This is a genomic window from Pseudomonas sp. GW823-FHT06E10 (assembly GCF_058794995.1).
On record NZ_JBXAHJ010000007.1, the window covers coordinates 83,127 to 102,565 of the forward strand.

General features: G+C 60.5%; 14 protein-coding genes. 5 read left to right on the forward strand and 9 right to left on the reverse strand.

Annotation, left to right across the window (positions count from 1 at the left end; all coding sequences use genetic code 11):
* The first annotated feature begins 32 nt into the window (after positions 1 to 32).
* Genes AC1Q6Y_RS13510 through AC1Q6Y_RS13530 form a run of 5 tightly spaced genes read left to right on the forward strand, consistent with a single transcriptional unit; the run spans position 33 to position 9,373 of the window.
* Positions 33 to 1,745: a DUF2138 domain-containing protein gene (locus AC1Q6Y_RS13510; RefSeq protein ID WP_492624678.1), complete on the forward strand. Its 1,713-nt coding sequence runs from the start codon at positions 33 to 35 to the stop codon at positions 1,743 to 1,745.
* On the forward strand, positions 1,742 to 2,380 hold the full coding sequence (locus AC1Q6Y_RS13515) for a DUF1175 domain-containing protein (protein WP_057713137.1): 639 nt from the start codon (positions 1,742 to 1,744) through the stop codon (positions 2,378 to 2,380). The genes AC1Q6Y_RS13510 and AC1Q6Y_RS13515 overlap by 4 nt, the downstream gene beginning before the upstream one ends.
* Positions 2,377 to 6,936 (forward strand): alpha-2-macroglobulin family protein, encoded by a 4,560-nt coding sequence (locus tag AC1Q6Y_RS13520; RefSeq protein WP_492624679.1) that lies wholly within the window; start codon positions 2,377 to 2,379, stop codon positions 6,934 to 6,936. The genes AC1Q6Y_RS13515 and AC1Q6Y_RS13520 overlap by 4 nt, the downstream gene beginning before the upstream one ends.
* A 1-nt stretch (position 6,937) precedes the next feature.
* On the forward strand, positions 6,938 to 8,557 hold the full coding sequence (locus tag AC1Q6Y_RS13525) for a DUF2300 domain-containing protein (protein WP_492624680.1): 1,620 nt from the start codon (positions 6,938 to 6,940) through the stop codon (positions 8,555 to 8,557).
* Between the two features lie 3 nt (positions 8,558 to 8,560).
* Positions 8,561 to 9,373, forward strand: a complete 813-nt coding sequence (locus AC1Q6Y_RS13530; RefSeq protein ID WP_492624681.1) for a YfaP family protein — start codon at positions 8,561 to 8,563, stop codon at positions 9,371 to 9,373.
* 336 nt (positions 9,374 to 9,709) lie between these two features.
* Here the strand turns inward: AC1Q6Y_RS13530 and AC1Q6Y_RS13535 are convergent, their stop codons facing one another.
* The 9 genes from AC1Q6Y_RS13535 to exaC all read right to left on the reverse strand — a co-directional run bounded on the left by AC1Q6Y_RS13535 (position 9,710) and on the right by exaC (position 19,232).
* Entirely contained in the window at positions 9,710 to 10,456 is a 747-nt protein-coding gene (locus AC1Q6Y_RS13535) for a LexA family transcriptional regulator (RefSeq protein WP_492624682.1), read from the reverse strand.
* A 229-nt stretch (positions 10,457 to 10,685) separates the two neighbouring features.
* On the reverse strand, positions 10,686 to 11,213 hold the full coding sequence (gene ppa / locus AC1Q6Y_RS13540) for an inorganic diphosphatase (protein ID WP_007990564.1): 528 nt from the start codon (positions 11,211 to 11,213) through the stop codon (positions 10,686 to 10,688).
* Between the two features lie 113 nt (positions 11,214 to 11,326).
* The gene (locus tag AC1Q6Y_RS13545; RefSeq protein ID WP_090451613.1) at positions 11,327 to 12,139 is read right to left on the reverse strand and encodes a M90 family metallopeptidase; all 813 of its coding nucleotides are present in this window, start codon (positions 12,137 to 12,139) and stop codon (positions 11,327 to 11,329) included.
* A gap of 4 nt (positions 12,140 to 12,143) precedes the next feature.
* Entirely contained in the window at positions 12,144 to 12,800 is a 657-nt protein-coding gene (locus AC1Q6Y_RS13550; RefSeq protein ID WP_090451611.1) for a DedA family protein, read from the reverse strand.
* A gap of 270 nt (positions 12,801 to 13,070) precedes the next feature.
* A complete protein-coding gene (locus tag AC1Q6Y_RS13555) occupies positions 13,071 to 13,532 on the reverse strand; it encodes a GNAT family N-acetyltransferase (RefSeq protein ID WP_007990572.1) in 462 nt (153 codons plus the stop codon).
* A 114-nt stretch (positions 13,533 to 13,646) separates the two neighbouring features.
* Entirely contained in the window at positions 13,647 to 14,471 is an 825-nt protein-coding gene (eutC, locus tag AC1Q6Y_RS13560; protein WP_492624683.1) for an ethanolamine ammonia-lyase subunit EutC, read from the reverse strand.
* Positions 14,472 to 14,479: 8 nt separating this feature from the next.
* A complete protein-coding gene (locus AC1Q6Y_RS13565; RefSeq protein WP_492624684.1) occupies positions 14,480 to 15,874 on the reverse strand; it encodes an ethanolamine ammonia-lyase subunit EutB in 1,395 nt (464 codons plus the stop codon).
* A 192-nt stretch (positions 15,875 to 16,066) separates the two neighbouring features.
* Positions 16,067 to 17,440: an ethanolamine permease gene (gene eat, locus AC1Q6Y_RS13570; RefSeq protein WP_057713144.1), complete on the reverse strand. Its 1,374-nt coding sequence runs from the start codon at positions 17,438 to 17,440 to the stop codon at positions 16,067 to 16,069.
* A 271-nt stretch (positions 17,441 to 17,711) separates the two neighbouring features.
* The gene (gene exaC / locus AC1Q6Y_RS13575) at positions 17,712 to 19,232 is read right to left on the reverse strand and encodes an acetaldehyde dehydrogenase ExaC (protein WP_492624685.1); all 1,521 of its coding nucleotides are present in this window, start codon (positions 19,230 to 19,232) and stop codon (positions 17,712 to 17,714) included.
* Positions 19,233 to 19,439: the final 207 nt, after the last annotated feature.

Consider the following 19,439-nt stretch of genomic DNA (forward strand, 5'->3'; position numbering starts at 1 on the left):
CGCTCCACGGATGAAATTCGGGTTTTGTGAACATGAGTGATAGCACTGTTACTCCGGCCGCTGGCGCACCCGCGGCCAAACCTCCCCTGCATTGGCCGACGCTGCTGATCGGGATATGCCTGGTCGTTGTCGTGGCCGGTGGGTTGGGGTGGTTCATGCACAAGCCCAAGGCCCCGGCCCCCGTGTTGGCCAGTGACAAACTGGGCATGAGCCGCCCGGATGGCCTATTGGAAACCCACTCCCTGAGCCAGTTGCCCAAGGACTTGCTGGCGGTGCCGTTCCTCAAGGAAACCCTGACCGAAGATTTCGTCTTCTATTACGAAACCCACGCCGATCGCTTGGGCTTGATCGGCAGCTTGCGGCGGATCATCTACGAACACGACCTGAAACTGCAGGACACCTTGATCGAGCAGTTGTTCGATCAGCCTGCCGATGTAGCGTTGTGGCGCGGGGCGGATGGGCGGCTCAAGGATTTCCTGCTGGTGATGGATCGCGGCGGGCTGGCCAAGGTGTTGGAGCCGCTGGCCAAAGTGGCACTGGACGACTCGCAGCTGAGCAAGGTCGCCGACGTGAAGGTCGGTACCGACGACGTGGCGCTCTATCAACTCAACTACAACGCGAGCAAGGCGCTGCTGTTCGCGTCCCATGGCGACAAACTGGTGGTGTTGTCCAATCCGGCGAAACTCTACGACCCGCAAAGTGGCGCAACGGAAGAATCGGGCAGCGTGTCGACCACGGCCATTGCTGCGCTGCTCAATGGCGACAAACTGTTTCCCGAAGCCTTCGGCCTGGCACCTCGTGAGCCGCAAGTGAAACAACGCCTGTCGGTGAATGCCAGCGTGCTGGCCATGGGTTACCAGCGTTTCATCCCTAACTTCGCCGGCCTGCGTTTTGACATGGACGACAAGGGCTGGCACAGCTTCCTGGCCATGGATGAACTGGAGAATCAGGCAGACTTCGATTTCAAACCGATCTGGCAAGCCATGCCCATGGGCGCCAGCGCTTGCGTGGCGTTGCCGCTGGCAGCCGAACAACAGACACCGCTGCTGGTGAAACTCGGTGCGCAGGAGAAGGTGGCCCAGGCATTGACCGAACACATGGCCGGCGCGGCAGGCCTGTGCTGGTATGCCGATTCGCGGTTGTACACGCCCTTGCTGGTGGCCAGCCTCAACGATGATGACAGCGGCAAACTCGATGGGGATTTGGGCAGCCTGTTTGGCTCGATGGTCGGTGCCTACGAGAGCAAGGTCGAGGATGGCGCCTTCCCGGTGATGGAGAAACAGGCAGGCCAGAGCCACCAGTGGCAACGCCAGGTCAGCTCCAGTTTCGGTTCCTATGCGGCCAAGGAAGCTCAAGACCCCGATGCCATCACCGGCAAGGCGTTCATGAAAGTCAGCCTGGCGCGGCATGGTTCGACGTTGCTTTTTTCCCTCGATGACAAGTTGGTGGACAAGGCTCTTGGCACCCTCGACAAACGCTTCCCGCCGATGGCCGACGTGGTACCGAAAGACCTGCTGATGCCGGTCTATTTCGGCCCGGACTCCATGGCCCAACTGATGCAGCAGGAAACCCTCGACAGCCTGCCCCAGGACATGGAACCGGTGTTCTATAACGCCGCGCAAACCTGGCTGATCCCGAAACTGCGCAAGCTCGGCGGCTACGGCAAATACGCCCTGACCTTGCCCGAAGGCAGCGAGCCAGACGGCCACTGGCAGTGGCTGCCGCTGGAGTGGAAAGCCCTGTGACGGCATTGATCCGAAGTCTCGGCCTGCTGGCGTTGTTGCTGAGCGCGGGTGCCCGCGCTGTCGAGGCACCGTCGCTCGACCCACAGCAATCCCAGGTGTTTCGTGCATGGTTCGTGCGCATTGCCCAGGAGCAACTGAGCCAGGGCCCGAGCCCGCGCTGGTATCAACAAGACTGTGCCGGGCTGGTGCGCTTCGCCGCTAACGAAGCGCTGAAAGTCCATGACGACAAATGGCTGCGCAGCAATGGCCTGTCCAATCGTTACCTGCCGCCGGAACTGCAATTGAGCGACGCCCAGCGCGGTCTTGCCCAGCAATGGCAGCAGGGCGGCGGCAAGGTCGGGCCATACGTCAATGCGATCAAATTGATCCAGTTCAACAGCCATCTGGTCAGCCGCGATGTGTCTCAAGCGCGCCCTGGCGACCTGATGTTTTTCGACCAGGGCGACGACCAGCACCTGATGATCTGGATGGGCCGTTACATCGCCTATCACACCGGCACCAGCACCCCCACCGACAACGGCATGCGTTCGGCAAGCCTGCAGCAACTCATGACATGGAAGGACACCCGATGGATACCCGACGCAGCCAACCCCAACTTCATCGGCGTCTATCGACTGAATTTTCTTTCCCAATGACCGGTGCCCGCATGCTGCGTTTTCTGTCTTTGATGTTGGTATTGGTGCTGCCGTTCTCGGCGGTAAACGCCGAAGACTCGGTCCCGGCCAGCGGCTATGCGCCAGTGGCCGGCGAGAGTTTTTTCCTGCTGGCCGACAGCAGCTTTGCCAGCGATGAACAGGCGATGGTGCGCCTTGAAGCGCCGGGTCGCGACTATCGCCGGTTTCGCATGGAACCCTACGGCGGCGCCGATATTCGGGTGTATCGCATCGACAAGCCGCTGGACTTCCTCAAGCGCCAGAAGAACCTTCATCGGGTGGTCAGCGATGGCCAGTTCAAGGGGGAGGGGCTGTCCAATACCCTCGCGTACCTGTGGGACAACTGGTATCGCAAATCCCGTCGGGTGATGCAGCGGGCGTTTTCCTACGAGTCGCGTAAACAAGTCACCGAGGAAGTGCCGGAACTGAAGATGGGCAACGCGATGGCCGCGCCAACGCCCTACGATGCGCAGCCGCAATTTGCACTGATACCGGGTTTGCCGGTGGTCAGCCAGTTCCGTTATCCGTTGTGGCAGGCCAAGCCGATCCAGCCACCTGCGGGGGTGAACCTGGCCGGTTCTTCCAGCGAGTTCGTCAGCGTCGCGCCGGGCAACGTGTACATCCCGTTGGGCAATCTCAAGCCGGGTCTTTATCTGGTGGAAGCGCTGATCGGCAAGTACCGCGCCACCACCATGGTGTTCGTCTCCAACACCGTGGCGGTGAGCAAGATCGCCGGTGACGAGTTGCTGGTGTGGGCCGCGCGCAAACACGAAGGCAGTTCGGTGCCGAAGGTCAATGTGCTGTGGACCGATGGCCTGGGCGTAATGAGCAGCGGCGCCACCGATACCGACGGCTTGCTGCGCTTGAAACACGTCAGCCCTGAGCGTTCGTTCGTGATCGGCGAAGACGAAGAGGGCGGGGTGTTCGTCTCCGAGAATTTCTACTACGACAGCGAAATCTACGACACCAAACTCTATGCCTTCACCGACCGGCCGCTGTATCGACCGGGGGATTGGGTGTCGCTGAAAATCGTCGGGCGGGAGTTCAAGAACGCGCGGGACTCGGTGCAGCCAAGCGCGGCCGACGTCAATGTGACCGTGCTGGATGCGACCGGCACGGCGCTGCAATCCCTCGATCTGAAGCTCGATTCCAAGGCTGGCACCCAGGGCCGATTCCAGTTGCCCGATAACGCTGTGGCTGGTGGCTATGAACTGCGTTTCAACTACAAGGATCAGGCTTACAGCAGCGCCTTCCGCGTGGCTGAATACATCAAGCCGCACTTCGAGATTTCACTCAACCTGGCCAAGCAGGATTACCGTACTGGCGAAGCGGTCAAGGGCAACCTGGTGCTGCTGTACCCGGACGGAAAACCGGTGGCCAATGCGAAATTGAGCCTGAGCCTGCGCGCCCAACAGCTGTCGATGGTCGACAACGAACTGCAATACCTCGGGCAATTTCCGGTGGAACTGACCAGCACCGAATTGACCACCGACGCCAAGGGCAGCGCGTCCCTCGACTTGCCGGCAGCGGACAAGCCCAGTCGCTACATGCTCACGGTATTTGCCAGCGACGGTGCGGCGTATCGGGTCAAGACCACCAAGGAAATCCTCATCGACCGTGGCGCGGCGAATTTCCGCTTGAGCGCGCCTCAACGCTTCAGCGCGGTGGGTGACAAGGTTGCCTTCAGCTACGCCCGCGAAGGCGAGCAAGCCGATGCCGTTACGCCAGGCAGCTATGGCTGGGTGCGTTTGGAGGACCAGAGCACCGGCGAAGGCAAGCTCGCGGCAACCGACAAAGGTTTCACCCTGGCCTTTGACCACCCAGGCACCTACAACCTGACGCTCAAGGATGATCATGGCCGGGCGGTCGGCGCCACTGGCCATTCGGTGACCGGCGAAGGTGTCAAAGCTGTACCCGGCACCGTGGAAATCGTCCTCGACAAGCCCGAGTACATCGCAGGCGATGAAGCGCTGGCGCTGATCACTTTCCCCGAGCCAGTGAGCGATGCGCTGTTATCTCTGGAACGCGACAAGGTCGAAGCCACTGCGCTGCTTTCAAAGGGCGGCGACTGGCTGACGATGGAAAAACTCAGCGATACCCAATACCGCGCGCGCATCCCGGTGAAAGACGGTTTCGCGCCGAACCTGACCTTCTCGGTGTTGTACACCAAGGGTGGCCAATACAGTTTCCAGAACGCCGGCATCAAGGTGGTAACGCCACAGATCGACGTGGCAATCGCCACCGACAAAGAAACCTACCTGCCGGGTGAAACCGTCTCGGTGGACCTGACCACCCGGTTCGCCGGCAAAGCGATCCCCGCGCACCTGACGGTCAGCGTGGTCGATGAAATGGTCTACGCCCTGCAACCGGAAGTCGCGCCGAGCATCGACCAGTTCTTCTATCACCCACGGCGCAACAACGTGCGCACCAGCGCCAGTTTGTCGTTCATCAGTTATGACGTCGCCTTGCCGGGCAGCCCCGGCGCACCGGGCAAGGCCAATCGCAGTGAGCGCGGCGTGAAAGTGCTGGAACGGCCGCGTCGCGAAGACGTTGACACGGCGGCGTGGCAACCTGAATTGCTGACCGATGCCAACGGCAAAACCCGCTTCACCTTCAAGATGCCCGACTCCCTGACCCGCTGGCGCATCACCGCCAGGGCCATCGCCGATGGCGGTCAGGTCGGGCAGAAGAAGCAGTTCGTACGCTCGGAAAAACCGCTGTACCTGAAGTGGAGCGGGCCGACCCGATTCCGCGCCGGTGACAAACCGGACCTCGGTGTGTTCGCCTTCAGTCAGGCCGAGAAACCGGTCAAGGCCGAACTGGTGACCCGTTACGCCGGCAACGAACAGCGCGTGCCTGTAACTCTGAACAGTGGCATCAACTACATCCCGTTGCCGACCTTTGAACTGGTCAATGGCGAGTGGAGCGCCGAGCTGATGCAGGATGGCAAAATCGCTGATGCCCTGGCGGTGCGCCTGAGTGCGACCGGTGAAGGCTGGCAGGTGACTCAAACCCAGAGCCTTGATGTGGGTGAGGGCGATACGCCGCTGACGTTGCCGACAGACGCCAGTGATATCCGCCTGCGTCTGGACGACAGTCCGCAAGCGTTGTTCCGTTCTGCACTCGACGATCTGTTGAGCTACCCCTACGGTGGCGTCGAGCAGACCGCCAGCGGCCTGCTGCCATTGAGCATTGCCTACCCGACGCTGGCGGCGAATCCGCAGATCCGTGATCGCCTGCGTCTGATCATGCAAAACAGTCGCTTGCGTCTGGTACAAATGGCCGGCCCTTCGGCGAGCTTCACCTGGTGGGGCATGGATGGCGAACCGGATGCATTCCTCACCGCCTACGCCTATTACGCCGACTGGCACGCCAGCCAGGTGCTGGAACTGAGCCTGCCGCCGGAGCATTGGCAGCGGGTGCTGGAGGTCTACGCCAAACAGGCGAAGAACACGCCGTTGTTGCAGCGGGCGCTGATCCTGTCGTTCGCCAAACAGATGCAGTTGCCGGTCAACACCTTGCTCAGTGGCTTGATGGACGACCTGGCGAAAGCGGGCGAGGGCACCGCGGCGAACCTGATGGAGAACGGCGAAGACAGCCTCGTCATGAGTGATCCGGATTCAGCCTTGGGGCTGGCGGCTGCACGCGTGCTGACGGCATCGTTGGCCAGGCAAGCGAAGGTCGCTTTACCGGACGCGTTCAATCGGCAACTGGCCGACGCGCAGCAACGTCTGGCGGTCAGTTCCCAGCCGTTTGCCGAAGCGCTGAACCTGTCGCTGCAACCCTTCGATCAGGCTCACGCCCAGGCCTTGCTGCAACGTTTGCTGCCTCAGCAATCGACCCTGGAACGTGCGTTGGCGTTGACCTGGCTGCAACGCAGCATCGAGCAGGCATCGCCCACCATTGCATTGGCGCCGGGTGAGGGCTGGAAGAAACAGTACGGGGTTTCTGGGGAGATGTATTGGACGTGGCAGGGGGCTGCGCCAGTGCCGACAGTATTGACGCTGACCGGTGCGCAAGAGCGTCCGCTGCGCGCTGCATTGAGTTACCGCAGCCAACAGCCGGCAGTCGATCCGATGGCCGTGACCATCACCCGTCGCCTGTCGCGATTGGTGCCGGGGGATGCGGCTTTCACCTTCAAACTTGAAGCGGTCGGCAACGCGCCACTGTCCAGCGACAACCTCTATCTCGATGAGGTGATCGTCACCAGCCAAGCCGCCAGACCGTTGCGTTACGGGATGCTGGAAGTGCCGCTGCCACCGGGCGCCGATGTCGAGCGCACGACCTGGGGCATCAAACTCATGGGCAAGGCCGGCACCGAGCCGACGTCGCTGGAGAAGGCGCGTTTCGAACCGGGGCAAATGGCTTACGCCATTCCGGTCGATGCCTTGAGTGGTGAATTGCGCCTGCGGCATTTGGTGCGTTTCTCGCAGAAAGGGCAGTTCAACTTGCCGCCGGTGCGTTTCACTCAGGTTTATGCGCCGCAGCATCAGGCGATGGAACAAAAGGCAGCCCTTGGCCAGGTCACGGTTCACTGACGTGCACAGGCGGCTGACAGCTTGGTTGTTGTGTTTGATCCCTGTGCTGGCAACGGCGCAGGACGAACCTTTGCGCCTGGCCTTCAAGGGCGATTTGTTGTCGTTGAGTCGAACGCAGGTGATCACCCGCGAGCCGTTGCCGCAGACGTTGCAGTCGCCACTGGGCAGTGTATGGAAGTTGTTCGTCTACGCCTGGTTGGTGGACACCGGCGCGCGTGAGCCGGCTTATGAATGCCGGGGCCAGTCGAAGGAAGAGGTTTATTGCTGCACGGCGGGCGGCAGGATCGAGCGTGATCAGGCGTTGGTGAAGTCATGTGGTCTGTATTTCGAACCCGCGCGGTTGGGCATCAGCGATGCCGACTGGCGAGCCTATTGGCAGACGCGGCAGGTGCCGCAATGGCTGCTGGATTTGCCTTCGTTGCAACCGTCCACCCGGGTTTCGGTGGCGGAACTGTTGAAGATGTTGGCCGTGCTGCCGGCGCAGGATCAAGCCCGGCGTGTGTTGCTCGATGTGATGCTCAATGCCGCCGATGGCCATGTCGTCGGCGAACTCGGAAGCCGTCTGCGGGTGAAGACCTGGAGCTGGCTGGCGGATCAGGATGCAACATCGCGACAGGGTGGGTTTGCCGGTTGGACGGCGGATGGTACACCGGTCTGGGCCGGCGGGCGCGGTACCAGTCAACGGGTACTGCGTGATTACGCGCAGGCACTGTCTACCGTGATTCCTGTTGCATGGCCTGTGGATGCAGGGCAGTGCGTAGAGGTCGACCTGTTCTCTCGCTATCCACTTCGGCGCGTGCTGTCAGGGGGCACCGCAGTGACTTCCGGGGCATTGCAGGGTGACTACCGCGTCGAATTCGCCAACGGTAATGCGCTGGATATCCACAGCGACGGTGAACTGTTTCTGCTGAGCGACAAGCTCGTGGCTCGTCTGAATCGCGAAGAGTACGTTGCCCGTGTGCTCCAGCGCGAAGCCAGTACCGAACCGGTCGAAGCCGCCAAAGCCCTGGCCGTGGCCATCCGCACTTACCTGCTGCAAAACGCCACGCGCAGCGGTGACTGCCTGAGCATCGACGACAGCAGCAGTCGTCAGCGGGTCGCACCGCGTCCGGCGTCGTCCGAGTCTCGCGACATCGCCGCCTGGACCAGCGACCTGGTGCTGGCCGGCAGCACCATCACCTACCATTCCGATCAACCCGGTCCGGACAAACTGTCCTGGCAGCAAGCCGTCGAACAGGCCCGTGCCGGCCAGCGCTACGACGCCATCCTGCTGCACGCCTACCCACGCGCCAGTCTCAGTCGCTGGGACAACCCGGTCGCCTCCTGCGAAGCGTTGCCCGCTGCACAAGAATGGCTGCAGAAACAACGGCGCGGCTGGCGCCAAAAACTTGAAAGCGAAACCGGCTACAACGAAGTCAGCACCTTCGCCGTATGCCGTCTGGCATTCGGCCGCCCCTATGTCGACCGCGAACGCCAGCGTATCTACGTGCGTGGCGCGCAGACACTGCAAGACCGCCTCGACCTGACCCACGAATACCTGCACCTGGCCTTCGAAGCACACCCCAATGGCCAGGATGAAACCTACATCGAAGGGCTCGCCCGCCACCTCTTGCTGGAATAGACCATGAAACTCCGTTATCCACAGGTCTTGCTGTTGCTCTGTTCGCTGGTGGCGTTGCCATCGGTGATGGCGGCTGACAGCGTCAAACTCGACATCCCCGCAGGCGGCTGGCGCACCGGCGCGCCTGAGGGCGAAGGGGAAAACTTCCGGCAGACCGTCAACTACCCGGCCTCATCGGTGAATACCCCGACAGGGCAGGCCAACACGGCTCGCATCAGCGGGCAGATCAAAGCTACAGCCAAATCCACAGAGCCCGGCCGACTGATCGTCAACGGGGTCAGCATGCCGCTGAAAATCGACCCGGCCGGGCGCTTCGATCGCCCGTTCTCATTCCCCAACGGCAGCAACAGCGTCGAGGTTCGCAGCCCTGATGGCCAACAACGTCAGCGCACGCAATTTCTCAACAGCAGCGGCGGGGCGACCCCGGCCAAATTGCGCGTATTGCTGGCCTGGGACAGCGACGGCACCGACCTTGACCTCCACCTGATCACCCCCGACGGCGCGCACATCTGGTACGGCGACCGCGTCGTCCCCAACGGCGCAGCGCTCGACGTCGACGTCACCACCGGCTACGGCCCGGAAATCTTCGCCATGCCTGCGCCGATCAAGGGGCAATATCTGGTCTACGTGAACTACTTCGGTGGCGGGTACAGCAGTGATGAGGAGGGGCAGGAAGATGCGGTGCAAGCGCTGACTACCGCGCAGGTAACGGTGATTACCGAGGAAGGCACGCCGAGCGAGAAGATGGAGACGTTCCTGGTGCCGATGCGTGCGGTGGGGGAGTTGACGTTGGTGAAAGGGTTTAGTTATCCGTGAGGGGGAAGTGATAGCGCTGCTGAGACAAATGCAGGTTCTGGGCAGTTAACTTTTTTCAGGCATTAAAAAGCCGGCTTGTGGCCGGCTTCTCGGGGACTGGCTTGGATCATTTTTGGTAAACCGCGCCAGCCTTCAAAACGTACACCCGGATCTTGCGTCCGGCTGTGGGACCTGGTGAGAAAGTCATCTGCCAGGCCAGTGCATCTGAGCCGCAGGGCGGGTCGATGCACAAATGTGGGGCGCAGCATACGCAGGTTTGACGGAAATTCCCAGCGGGAAGTGCCGGGCAGAGCCTTTGGCCACTCGGGTGGGTGGCCGATGGGTGTTCCGGAGCGCTTAAAGAAAGGGCACCGTCGGCCGTCGTTTGTTCAGGGTCGACCACCAGAACACCCAGCCCAGCACCCTGATGTTCTGCTCTTCGATCTGTGCGGCCCTGAAGATTTCATCCGGGTATTCGGCGCGGTTGTGGCTACGAAGTCGCAGGGAGTTGCCCGGTAGTCGGTGCAGGTACTTGATGCGCAGCATGCCGTCGTGTTCGATGGCGTAGATCTCGCCATCGACAATTTGGGTCAGGCCACGGTCAATCGCCAGGGTCGAACCGTCTTCAATTTTCTCACCCATGCTATTGCCGCTCATCAGGGTGCAGATGGCGTCGGCGTGGTTGATTTCCAAGGAGTCGAGGTGGCTGCGGGGCAGGCGGATGGATTTCCCGGGATCTTCTATGACATGGGTTTTGTTGGATCCCGGGGCGGTGACAGCTTCTTTGAGGAATGGCAGTTCGACGTCGACAGGCTCTATGACCGTGTAGACACCGCGGATGGTCTGGGCATCGAAGGTGTTGCCGGACTCGTCGAGCAGGCGCAGGTGTTGGGCGTCTTTCGAGCCTTCGCCGGTTTTCAGCCAGTCGCTGCTGACGGAGAGTTTTCTGGCGACTTCTTCCATGCAATGGGCAGGCACACCGCGGGTGTACCAGTTATGTACATTTTGCGGAGCCGTATCCAGGAATTCGGCAAATCCGGTGGTCGTGATGTTCGCTGCTTCGAGGAGCGCTTTGAAGCGTGGGCCGCTAGTGTTCTTTTTCATGAACGCGAGTCTACTGGCGGCTAACAAGGGTTTGAATAAACGCCTCGTTCAAATTTCGCGGGAAATTTACGACCGGATGTAAGACGCACTTGGGGAATTTTAAACAGACAAAAACCATGGGAAGGCCTGTTTAAACGTAGTGTTTGGTGTGCTTATCTGGCACCCACAAAAAACCCCGGATCATCCGGGGTTTTTCTTGCCACTTGCAGCTAAAAGCCTGCAGCCGGGCTTAGCCTTTGTAGGCAGCAACCGACTTGGTGATCGCTTCGCGGGCGGCGTCTGCGCCGGCCCAGCCTTCGATCTTCACCCATTTGCCTTTTTCGAGATCTTTGTAGTTCGCGAAGAAGTGCTCGATCTGCTGGATCAGCAGCGCTGGCAGGTCGGTGTATTCCTTCACGTCGACGTACAGCTGGGACAGCTTGTCGTGTGGGACTGCGATGACTTTGGCATCGCCGCCGCCGTCGTCGGTCATGTTCAGGATGCCGACCGGACGGGCGCGGATTACCGAACCTGGAGCAACCGGGTAAGGGGTTACGACCAGCACGTCGAGGGGATCACCGTCGTCAGCCAGGGTGTTCGGGATGTAACCGTAGTTGGCCGGGTAGAACATTGGGGTGGCCATGAAACGGTCAACGAACAGGCAATCGCTGTCTTTGTCGATTTCGTATTTGATCGGCGCGTGGTTGGCCGGGATCTCGATCGCGACGTAGATGTCGTTCGGCAGGTCTTTGCCAGCCGGAATCTTGCTGTAGCTCATTGGGCGTTGCCCCCGTTAGTTGACCAAAAACACTTGGCCGGATTGACCAAAAAGTGGCGGCGATTATAGGCATATTCCTGTGTCGACGCCATGGACCAGAAGTCGTATGGCGCTCACTGGTGTGCCTGATAGACAGGGTCATGCGCCTGAAGTTGCTTCAACCTCGCCAGCGGATCCTGGCGATAGAACAGCTTCAACTGCTGGTACACCTGTGGATAAGCCTCGTGCAGCAAATCCGGGGCGCTGAAGAAGTATTCGCTGGTGACGGCGAAGAACTCGGCAGGATTTTCTGCGGCATACGGATCGATGGCGGTTTCGGCATCGGGATTGCGTTCCAGTTGCCGGTCTAGGTCGTCGTAGGCCTCTTGCATGACGTTGGCCCAGTCGCTGACGCGCATGTCGGCATGCAGCGGCGGCAGGCCGTTGGCGACGCCGTTGAGCATGTCGAGCTTGTGCGCCAGTTCGTGGATCACCAGGTTGTAGCCTTCCCAGCCTCCACTGGCCATTACGCCGGGCCAGGCGAGGATGATCGGGCCTTGCTGCCAGGCTTCACCGCTGTGCTCACCGTCCCATTCGTGCTCGACACCGCTGGCATCGCGATGGCGCTGGGGGCTGAGGAAGTCGTCTGGGTAGAGGATGATTTCGTGGAAGCCCTGATACCAGTTCAGGTCGCCGAGGTGCAGAAGTGGCAATTGCGCCTGGGCGGCGAGCAGCAAGCGTTGTTCCTGATGCAGTTCGACGCCGGGCAGGGCGCTCAGGTGCTTGTCTTCGAGGAACAGTACGCAGGCTTCGCGCAGCCATTGGTCTTCGGCGGCGCTGATGCCGTCGAGAAAACTCAAGTGATGGCGCACCCGTTGCCACATGTCGTCGGCAATCGGGTGTTTTGCCAGGGTGCGCCGGCGACGCCAGGCGCTCAGGGACCACATCGTGTCAGCGCGATTCGGCTTTGGAATTCGAACCGGCAAGGCGGTTACGCACCATGCCAATGATCATCGGCACCAGCGAGAGCAGGATGATGCCGACTACCAGTAGCGACAGGTTCTTCTTGATGAACGGCACGTTGCCGAAGAAGTAACCGAGCGTCACCAGGCCGCCGACCCATAGGATGGTGCCCAGCACGCTGAAGGCAAAGAAACGCGGATAAGGCATTCTCCCCACGCCGGCGACGAACGGTGCAAAAGTACGGATGATCGGCAGGAAGCGCGCCAGGGTCACGGTTTTGCCGCCGTGCTTGTCGTAGAAGTCGTGGGTTTGTTGCAGGTAGTCACGACGGAAGATCTTCGAGTCCGGATTGCTGAACAGCTTTTCACCTGCCGTTCGTCCGATGATGTAGTTGGTACTGTCGCCCAGGATCGCCGCCAGCATCAGCAGGCCGGCGAGCAGTACCGGATCCATGCCGCCACCGGCCGCCACGGCGCCAGCGATGAACAGCAGGGAGTCGCCCGGCAGGAAGGGCATGACCACAAGGCCGGTTTCACAAAAGATCACCATGAACAGAATGGCGTAGATCCATGCCCCGTAGTTGGTTACAAGCATGTCGAGGTAGACGTCGAGATGCAGGACAATGTCGATCGGGTTGAAATCCATGGAAAGCACCTGTGGTGACGGCCCGACTCAGCAGACCTGTGCGGATGACTTCGCGTAAGACTACGGATAGGGGTAGTTTTTCTTACAAGCCGGGAATATCGGGATTATACGAGGCGAGTGGTGAAAATCGCGTCGAGATTGTAGCGGGGAATGTCATGACAGGGCTGATGTTTGATAACGAACAGGTGGGAGCGAGCCTGCTCACGATGCCGTTACTTCTTTGGACCAGTGTAATCCAGTCGATGCCATCGCGAGCAGGGTGCAGGTGATTCAGAGTTCGTCGCTGATCGGCAGCACGTAGTTCTTGAATTCGGTGTCTTCCTTGAATCCGATGGACTCGTAGGTTTTCTGCGCGACTTCGTTGTTGCTGCTGGTGGAAACACGCATGCGCACGGCATTGGTTTCCTTGGCCATTTTTTTTGCGGTGCGGATCAGGTTGTCGGCCACCAACTGGCGGCGGGCGTCTTCGGCGACATAAATATCGTTGAGGATCCACACACGTTTGAGCGAAAGCGAGGAGAAGCTCGGGTACAGCTGGCAGAAACCCATCAGTTTGTTGCTGTCATCATCGGACAGCGCCAGGTAGATCACCGACTCCTTGCGACGCAGGCGTTTCTCGAGGAACGCCCGGGACGAGTCCGGATACGGCAGGGAACCATAAAACTCGCGATATTTGACGAACAAGGGTGTCAGCAGGTCCAGGTGTTCGAGGGTCGCTTGAATAATCCGCATGGTAGGTCTCGTCTTCAAGTGGCTGTCTTACGTCTCTGACGGCGATGGGAAACCCTTGGCGGCCGCGCAACGATCCTGCCTGAAACTGGTACGAATGTGCAATGCGCAAGCGGTTCAGGCATTCGGCGGTCCGAGCAGGAAATTTCCTTTCATGTCGCCTCCCGTGTCCGAGTCCAGTGTCTGAACCTGCGCTTCGTCCTTCAGATTGACCCCTGACAACTGCCGCCGGCAGGCTTCGCGCATCAAATACAGCAAACGGTGTGCCGCCATGCCGTAGCTCAGGCCTTCGAGCCGGACATTGGAGATGCAATTACGGTAGGCATCGGTAAGGCCGACCTTGGGATTGTAGGTGAAATATAATCCCAGGCTGTCCGGGGAGCTGAGGCCAGGGCGCTCGCCGATGAGGATCACGGTCATTTTTGCGCCAAGCAACTCACCGATCTCATCGGCGACGGCCACCCGGCCCTGTTCTACGAGTACGACTGGTGCAACAGTCCAGCCGTCGCCGGTTATTTGCTCTTCGAAGCGCGCCAGAAACGGCAGGGTATGGCGATGAACGGCCAATGCCGACAGGCCGTCGGCGACCACGATCACCAGGTCCACGCCTCCCGGATGAGCCACCGCGTAATCACGCAGGGCCTGCGCCGAGGCATCACTGAGTTTTCGCCCCAGGTCGGGGCGTTGCAGGTACGTGTTGCGATCCGTCGCCGCACTGTGCAGCAAAAGGCACTCGCGATCACGTTCGGCCAATTGCGCGCTGAGGGAGGCATGGTCAAACGGCAAGTGCACCGCATCCCGCGCCTGAGCGTGGGCGTATTGGAAGTCCAGTTGTGCGCGGGTGGGAATGCTGGTGCCGGTGCGGCCCAGGGCAATTCGCGCCGGCGTCAGGCGTCGTAGCTCCAGCCAAGGGTTGTGTGGATCGAAGGGTAATTTATCCATGTCAATGCTCATCCCAGTTGCGCCAAGGCCTGCCGGAAGGCTGGCGGCAGGCTGTCGCCGAAGAGAACCCTGCCATCGGCTTGAGTGAAGATGCCCATTCTCGCCAGCCACTGTTCGAATTCCGGTGCGGGCTTCAATCCCAGGGTTTGCCGGGCGTAGAGCGCATCGTGGAACGAAGTGGTCTGGTAGTTGAGCATGATGTCGTCGGAGCCGGGGATGCCCATGATGAAGTTGATCCCGGCGACGCCCAGCAGGGTCAGCAGGGTGTCCATGTCGTCCTGGTCGGCTTCGGCGTGGTTGGTGTAGCAGATGTCGCAACCCATGGGCACACCGAGCAATTTGCCGCAGAAGTGGTCTTCGAGCCCGGCGCGGATGATTTGTTTGCCGTTGTACAGGTATTCCGGGCCGATGAAGCCGACGACGGTGTTCACCAGAAATGGTTTGAAATGCCGCGCCACGGCGTAGGCCCGGGTTTCGCAGGTTTGCTGATCGACGCCGTGATGGGCGTTGGCCGACAGGGCACTGCCCTGGCCGGTTTCGAAGTACATCAGGTTCTGGCCCAGCGTGCCGCGATTGAGGCTCAAACCTGCGTCGTAACCTTCCTGCAATATATTGAGGTTGATGCCGAAACTGGCGTTGGCCGCTTCGGTGCCGGCGATCGACTGGAACACCAGGTCCAATGGGACACCGCGATTGATCGCTTCGATCGACGTGGTGACATGGGTCAGCACGCACGCCTGGGTCGGGATTTCGTAGCGCTGGATGATCGCGTCGAGCATTTCCAGCATGGCGCAAATCGAGGCGATGCTGTCGGTGGCCGGGTTGATGCCGATCATGGCATCGCCGTTGCCGTGCAGCAGGCCGTCGAGAATGCTTGCGGCGATACCGGCCGGTTCGTCGGTGGGGTGGTTCGGTTGCAGGCGCGTGGACAGTCGCCCGCGCAGGCCGAGGGTGCCGCGGAATTTCGTGACCACACGGATTTTCTGCGCCACTAGCACCAGATCCTGCACGCGCATGATCTTCGACACGGCGGTAACCATTTCCGGGGTCAGGCCGGGGGCGAGGGCGCGCAGAACCTGCTCGTCGGCGGCATCGCTGAGCAGCCAATCGCGAAAGCCGCCGACGGTAAGGTGGCTGATGACCGCGAAGGCTTGTTTGTCGTGGGTGTCGATGATCAGGCGGGTGACTTCATCGGACTCATAGGGAATCAACACTTCTTGCAGGAAGTGGGATAGCGGAATGTCGGCCAAAGTCATCTGTGCCGCGACGCGCTCGCCGTCATTGAGGGCCGCGACACCGGCCAGAAAATCCCCGGAGCGCGCTGGGCTGGCCTTGGCCATCACATCCTTGAGGCTGTCGAAGCGATAGGTCTGGGCGCCGACGGAATGGGCATATACGGCCATGGGGGCGGAGTCCTCCTGTTCTCTAGCTAACACTGTCAATCCCTGTGGGAGCGAGCTTGCTCGCGATGACGGTTTCAAATCCAACGCATGTGTCGAATGAATATCCGCTATCGCGAGCAAGCTCGCTCCCACATGGAGCCTCTGTGCACTTTGATAAGGCAGGCACCGGCAAAAATCCCGGTGCCGGTGCATTCAGATACCTTCGAGCATAGCGTCTGCCGGTGCCTCGGAGCGTTGCTTGGCAGTCAACTGGAAGTACAGGTACCCGGCAACCATGAAGCCGAGGAAGACCAGGCCGATCAAGGTGTTGAACCAGGCCATCGCCACCAGGCACACCACCGCCAGAAACAGCGCGATCCCCGGCACGATCGGATAGCCCGGCGCGCGGAAGGTGCGCTCCAGGTTCGGTTCGGTCTTACGCAGCTTGAACAGGCTCAGCATACTGATGATGTACATCACGATGGCGCCGAATACCGACATGGTGATCATCGCAGCCGTCAGGCTCATGCCTTGCAGGTTGACCAGACCGTCGCTGTAGATCGCCGCGATGCCGATCACGCCGCCGGCCAGAATCGCCCGATGCGGCGTCTGGAAGCGCGAGAGTTTGGCCAGCCCCTTGGGCAAGTAACCGGCGCGAGCCAGGGCGAAGAACTGCCGGGAATAGCCAAGAATGATCCCGTGGAAACTTGCCACCAGACCGAACAGACCGATCCATACCAGCATGTGCATCCAGGTCGAATTATCGCCGACCACAGCTTTCATCGCCTGGGGCAGCGGATCGTTGATGTTCGACAGTTGACGCCAGTCGCCGACGCCGCCGGCCATCACCATCACGCCGATGGCCAGGAACACCAGGGTCAGAATGCCGCTGACATAGGCTCTGGGGATCGTGCGTTTCGGGTCCTTGGCTTCCTCGGCGGCCATGGCCGCGCCTTCGATGGCGAGGAAGAACCAGATCGCAAAGGGGATCGCCGCAAAAATCCCGGGAATCGAGCCCATCGTGAACTCGTTCGAACCCGACCAGCCATTGAGCACGAAGTTGCTGAAGCTGAAGCCCGGGGCGACCACGCCCATGAATACCAGCAACTCAGCGACTGCCAGCACGGTGACCACCAACTCGAAGGTGGCCGCGATGCTGACACCGAGGATGTTCAGGCCCATGAACACGAAATAGGCGCCAACGGCGGCGATCTTCGGGTCCAGTTCCGGGTATTGCACGTTGAGGTAGGCACCGATGGCCATGGCGATGGCCGGTGGCGCAAAGACGAATTCGATCAGGGTGGCGATGCCGGCGATCAACCCGCCTTTCTCACCAAAGGCCCGGCGGCTGTAGGCAAACGGCCCGCCAGCGTGGGGAATCGCCGTCGTCAGTTCGGTAAAACTGAAGATGAAGCAGGTGTACATCGTCGCCACCATCAACGCGGTGACGAGAAAACCCAGTGTGCCTGCGGTGCCCCAGCCGTAACTCCAGCCGAAGTACTCGCCGGAAATCACCAGGCCGACGGCAATGCCCCATAAATGCAGGGTGCCGAGTGTGGGTTTGAGCTGTGTGGAAGAAATAGTCATAAGTCCTCTCTAATTTTTATTGTTCGATCTTTTGGACTTTCGGGTGCGACGGGTTGGGTGCAATTCCTGAATGACGGGTACGCAAGGCCCGTGCCAGAGCGGCCAGCCTTTTGTGTTGTGTCATTTAAGTCGCTATCGCGAGCAAGCTCGCTCCCACAGGGTTCTGTGTCAGGTCTCAACAGCTGGATTCACCACAAAAACCTGTGGGAGCGGGCTTGCTCGCGAAGGCGGTAGAAAGGGCGACACAGAGTTACCTGTGTCGCCCCCGGTTTTAGAAGAAGCCCAGCGGATTGATGTCGTAGCTCACCAGCAGGTTTTTGGTCTGCTGATAGTGGTCGAGCATCATCTTGTGGGTTTCACGACCGACGCCGGACTTCTTGTACCCGCCGAACGCGGCGTGCGCCGGGTACAGGTGGTAGCAGTTGGTCCACACTCGACCGGCCTTGATGGCGCGGCCCATGCGGTAGGCGCGGTTGATGTCGCGGGTCCAGAGGCCGGCACCCAGGCCGAACTCGGTGTCGTTGGCGATGGCCAGGGCTTCGGCTTCGTCCTTGAAGGTGGTGATGCTCACCACCGGACCGAAGATTTCTTCCTGGAACACGCGCATTTTGTTGGTGCCCTTGAGCAGCGTCGGCTGGATGTAATACCCGCTCGCCAGGTTACCCTCGAGTTTTTCGACCTTGCCGCCGGTCAGCAGCTCGGCGCCTTCGCCCTTGGCGATTTCCAGGTACGAAAGGATTTTGTCGAATTGCTGTTCGGACGCCTGGGCGCCGACCATGGTGTCGGTGTCCAGCGGGTCGCCACGTTTGATTTGCAGGACCTTCTTCATCACCACTTGCATGAATTCGTCGTAGATCGACTCTTGCACCAGCGCCCGGGAAGGGCAGGTGCAGACTTCGCCCTGGTTGAAGAATGCCAGCACCAGGCCTTCGGCGGCCTTCTCGATGAAGGATGGTTCGGCTTTCATGATGTCTTCGAAGAAGATGTTCGGCGACTTGCCACCCAGCTCCACGGTGGACGGAATGATGTTTTCGGCCGCGCATTTCATGATGTGCGAGCCGACCGGGGTCGAGCCGGTGAAGGCAATCTTGGCGATGCGTTTGCTGGTGGCCAGGGCTTCGCCGGCTTCTTTGCCGAAGCCTTGCACGATGTTCAGCACGCCCGGTGGCAGCAGGTCGCCGATCAGTTCGACCAGCACGGTGATGCCCAGCGGGGTTTGCTCGGCGGGTTTGAGCACCACGCAGTTGCCGGCAGCCAGCGCCGGGGCGAGTTTCCAGGCGGCCATCAGGATCGGGAAGTTCCACGGAATGATCTGCCCGACCACGCCCAGCGGTTCATGGATGTGATAGGCCACGGTGTTGCCGTCGATTTCGGCGGCGCTGCCTTCCTGGGCGCGGATGCAACCGGCGAAGTAGCGGAAGTGGTCGGCGGCCAGAGGGATGTCGGCGTTGAGGGTTTCGCGAACGGCTTTGCCGTTGTCCCAGGATTCGGTGATCGCCAGCAGTTCGAGGTTCTGTTCGATGCGGTCGGCGATTTTCAGCAGCACCAGCGAACGTGCCTGGGCGGACGTGGCGCCCCAGGTATCGGCCGCCGCGTGGGCAGCGTCCAGGGCCTTGTCGATGTCTTCGGCCGTGGAGCGGGGGAATTCGGCAATCGGTTGGCCATTCACTGGCGAGGTATTGGTGAAGTACTGACCTTTGACAGGCGCGACGAACTCGCCGCCGATGTAGTTACCGTATTTGGCTTTGAACGAAACGATAGCGCCTTCAGTACCGGGGTGAGCGTAACGCATGGTGGTCTCTCCTTGCTTTTGTGCTTATAGGGAGTCGCGCATGTGCGCTTGCTTTAAGCGTAGAGCAAGGGGCGGGCCAGTGCCTTGCATGTCAGGTAAATCAAGGCCTTGCGAGGTTTTTGTCAGACGGGCGGGTAGCGCCTGTGACGCTTTCGGTACAGCCAGGGTGACACTTTGTACCCTTTGTGGCACAGCTTGTGACCAGCC

Bases quoted from the DNA above. Each gene is read 5' to 3' on its own strand.
- eat (WP_057713144.1), bottom strand. From the start codon at position 17,440: ATGACTATTTCTTCCACACAGCTCAAACCCACACTCGGCACCCTGCAT.
- AC1Q6Y_RS13555 (WP_007990572.1), bottom strand. From the start codon at position 13,532: ATGCGGATTATTCAAGCGACCCTCGAACACCTGGACCTGCTGACACCC.
- AC1Q6Y_RS13545 (WP_090451613.1), bottom strand. From the start codon at position 12,139: ATGTGGTCCCTGAGCGCCTGGCGTCGCCGGCGCACCCTGGCAAAACAC.
- AC1Q6Y_RS13535 (WP_492624682.1), bottom strand. From the start codon at position 10,456: ATGAAAAAGAACACTAGCGGCCCACGCTTCAAAGCGCTCCTCGAAGCA.
- ppa (WP_007990564.1), bottom strand. From the start codon at position 11,213: ATGAGCTACAGCAAGATTCCGGCTGGCAAAGACCTGCCGAACGACATC.
- AC1Q6Y_RS13565 (WP_492624684.1), bottom strand. From the start codon at position 15,874: ATGGCCGTATATGCCCATTCCGTCGGCGCCCAGACCTATCGCTTCGAC.
- AC1Q6Y_RS13510 (WP_492624678.1), top strand. From the start codon at position 33: ATGAGTGATAGCACTGTTACTCCGGCCGCTGGCGCACCCGCGGCCAAA.
- AC1Q6Y_RS13530 (WP_492624681.1), top strand. From the start codon at position 8,561: ATGAAACTCCGTTATCCACAGGTCTTGCTGTTGCTCTGTTCGCTGGTG.
- AC1Q6Y_RS13550 (WP_090451611.1), bottom strand. From the start codon at position 12,800: ATGGATTTCAACCCGATCGACATTGTCCTGCATCTCGACGTCTACCTC.
- exaC (WP_492624685.1), bottom strand. From the start codon at position 19,232: ATGCGTTACGCTCACCCCGGTACTGAAGGCGCTATCGTTTCGTTCAAA.
- eutC (WP_492624683.1), bottom strand. From the start codon at position 14,471: ATGGATAAATTACCCTTCGATCCACACAACCCTTGGCTGGAGCTACGA.
- AC1Q6Y_RS13520 (WP_492624679.1), top strand. From the start codon at position 2,377: ATGACCGGTGCCCGCATGCTGCGTTTTCTGTCTTTGATGTTGGTATTG.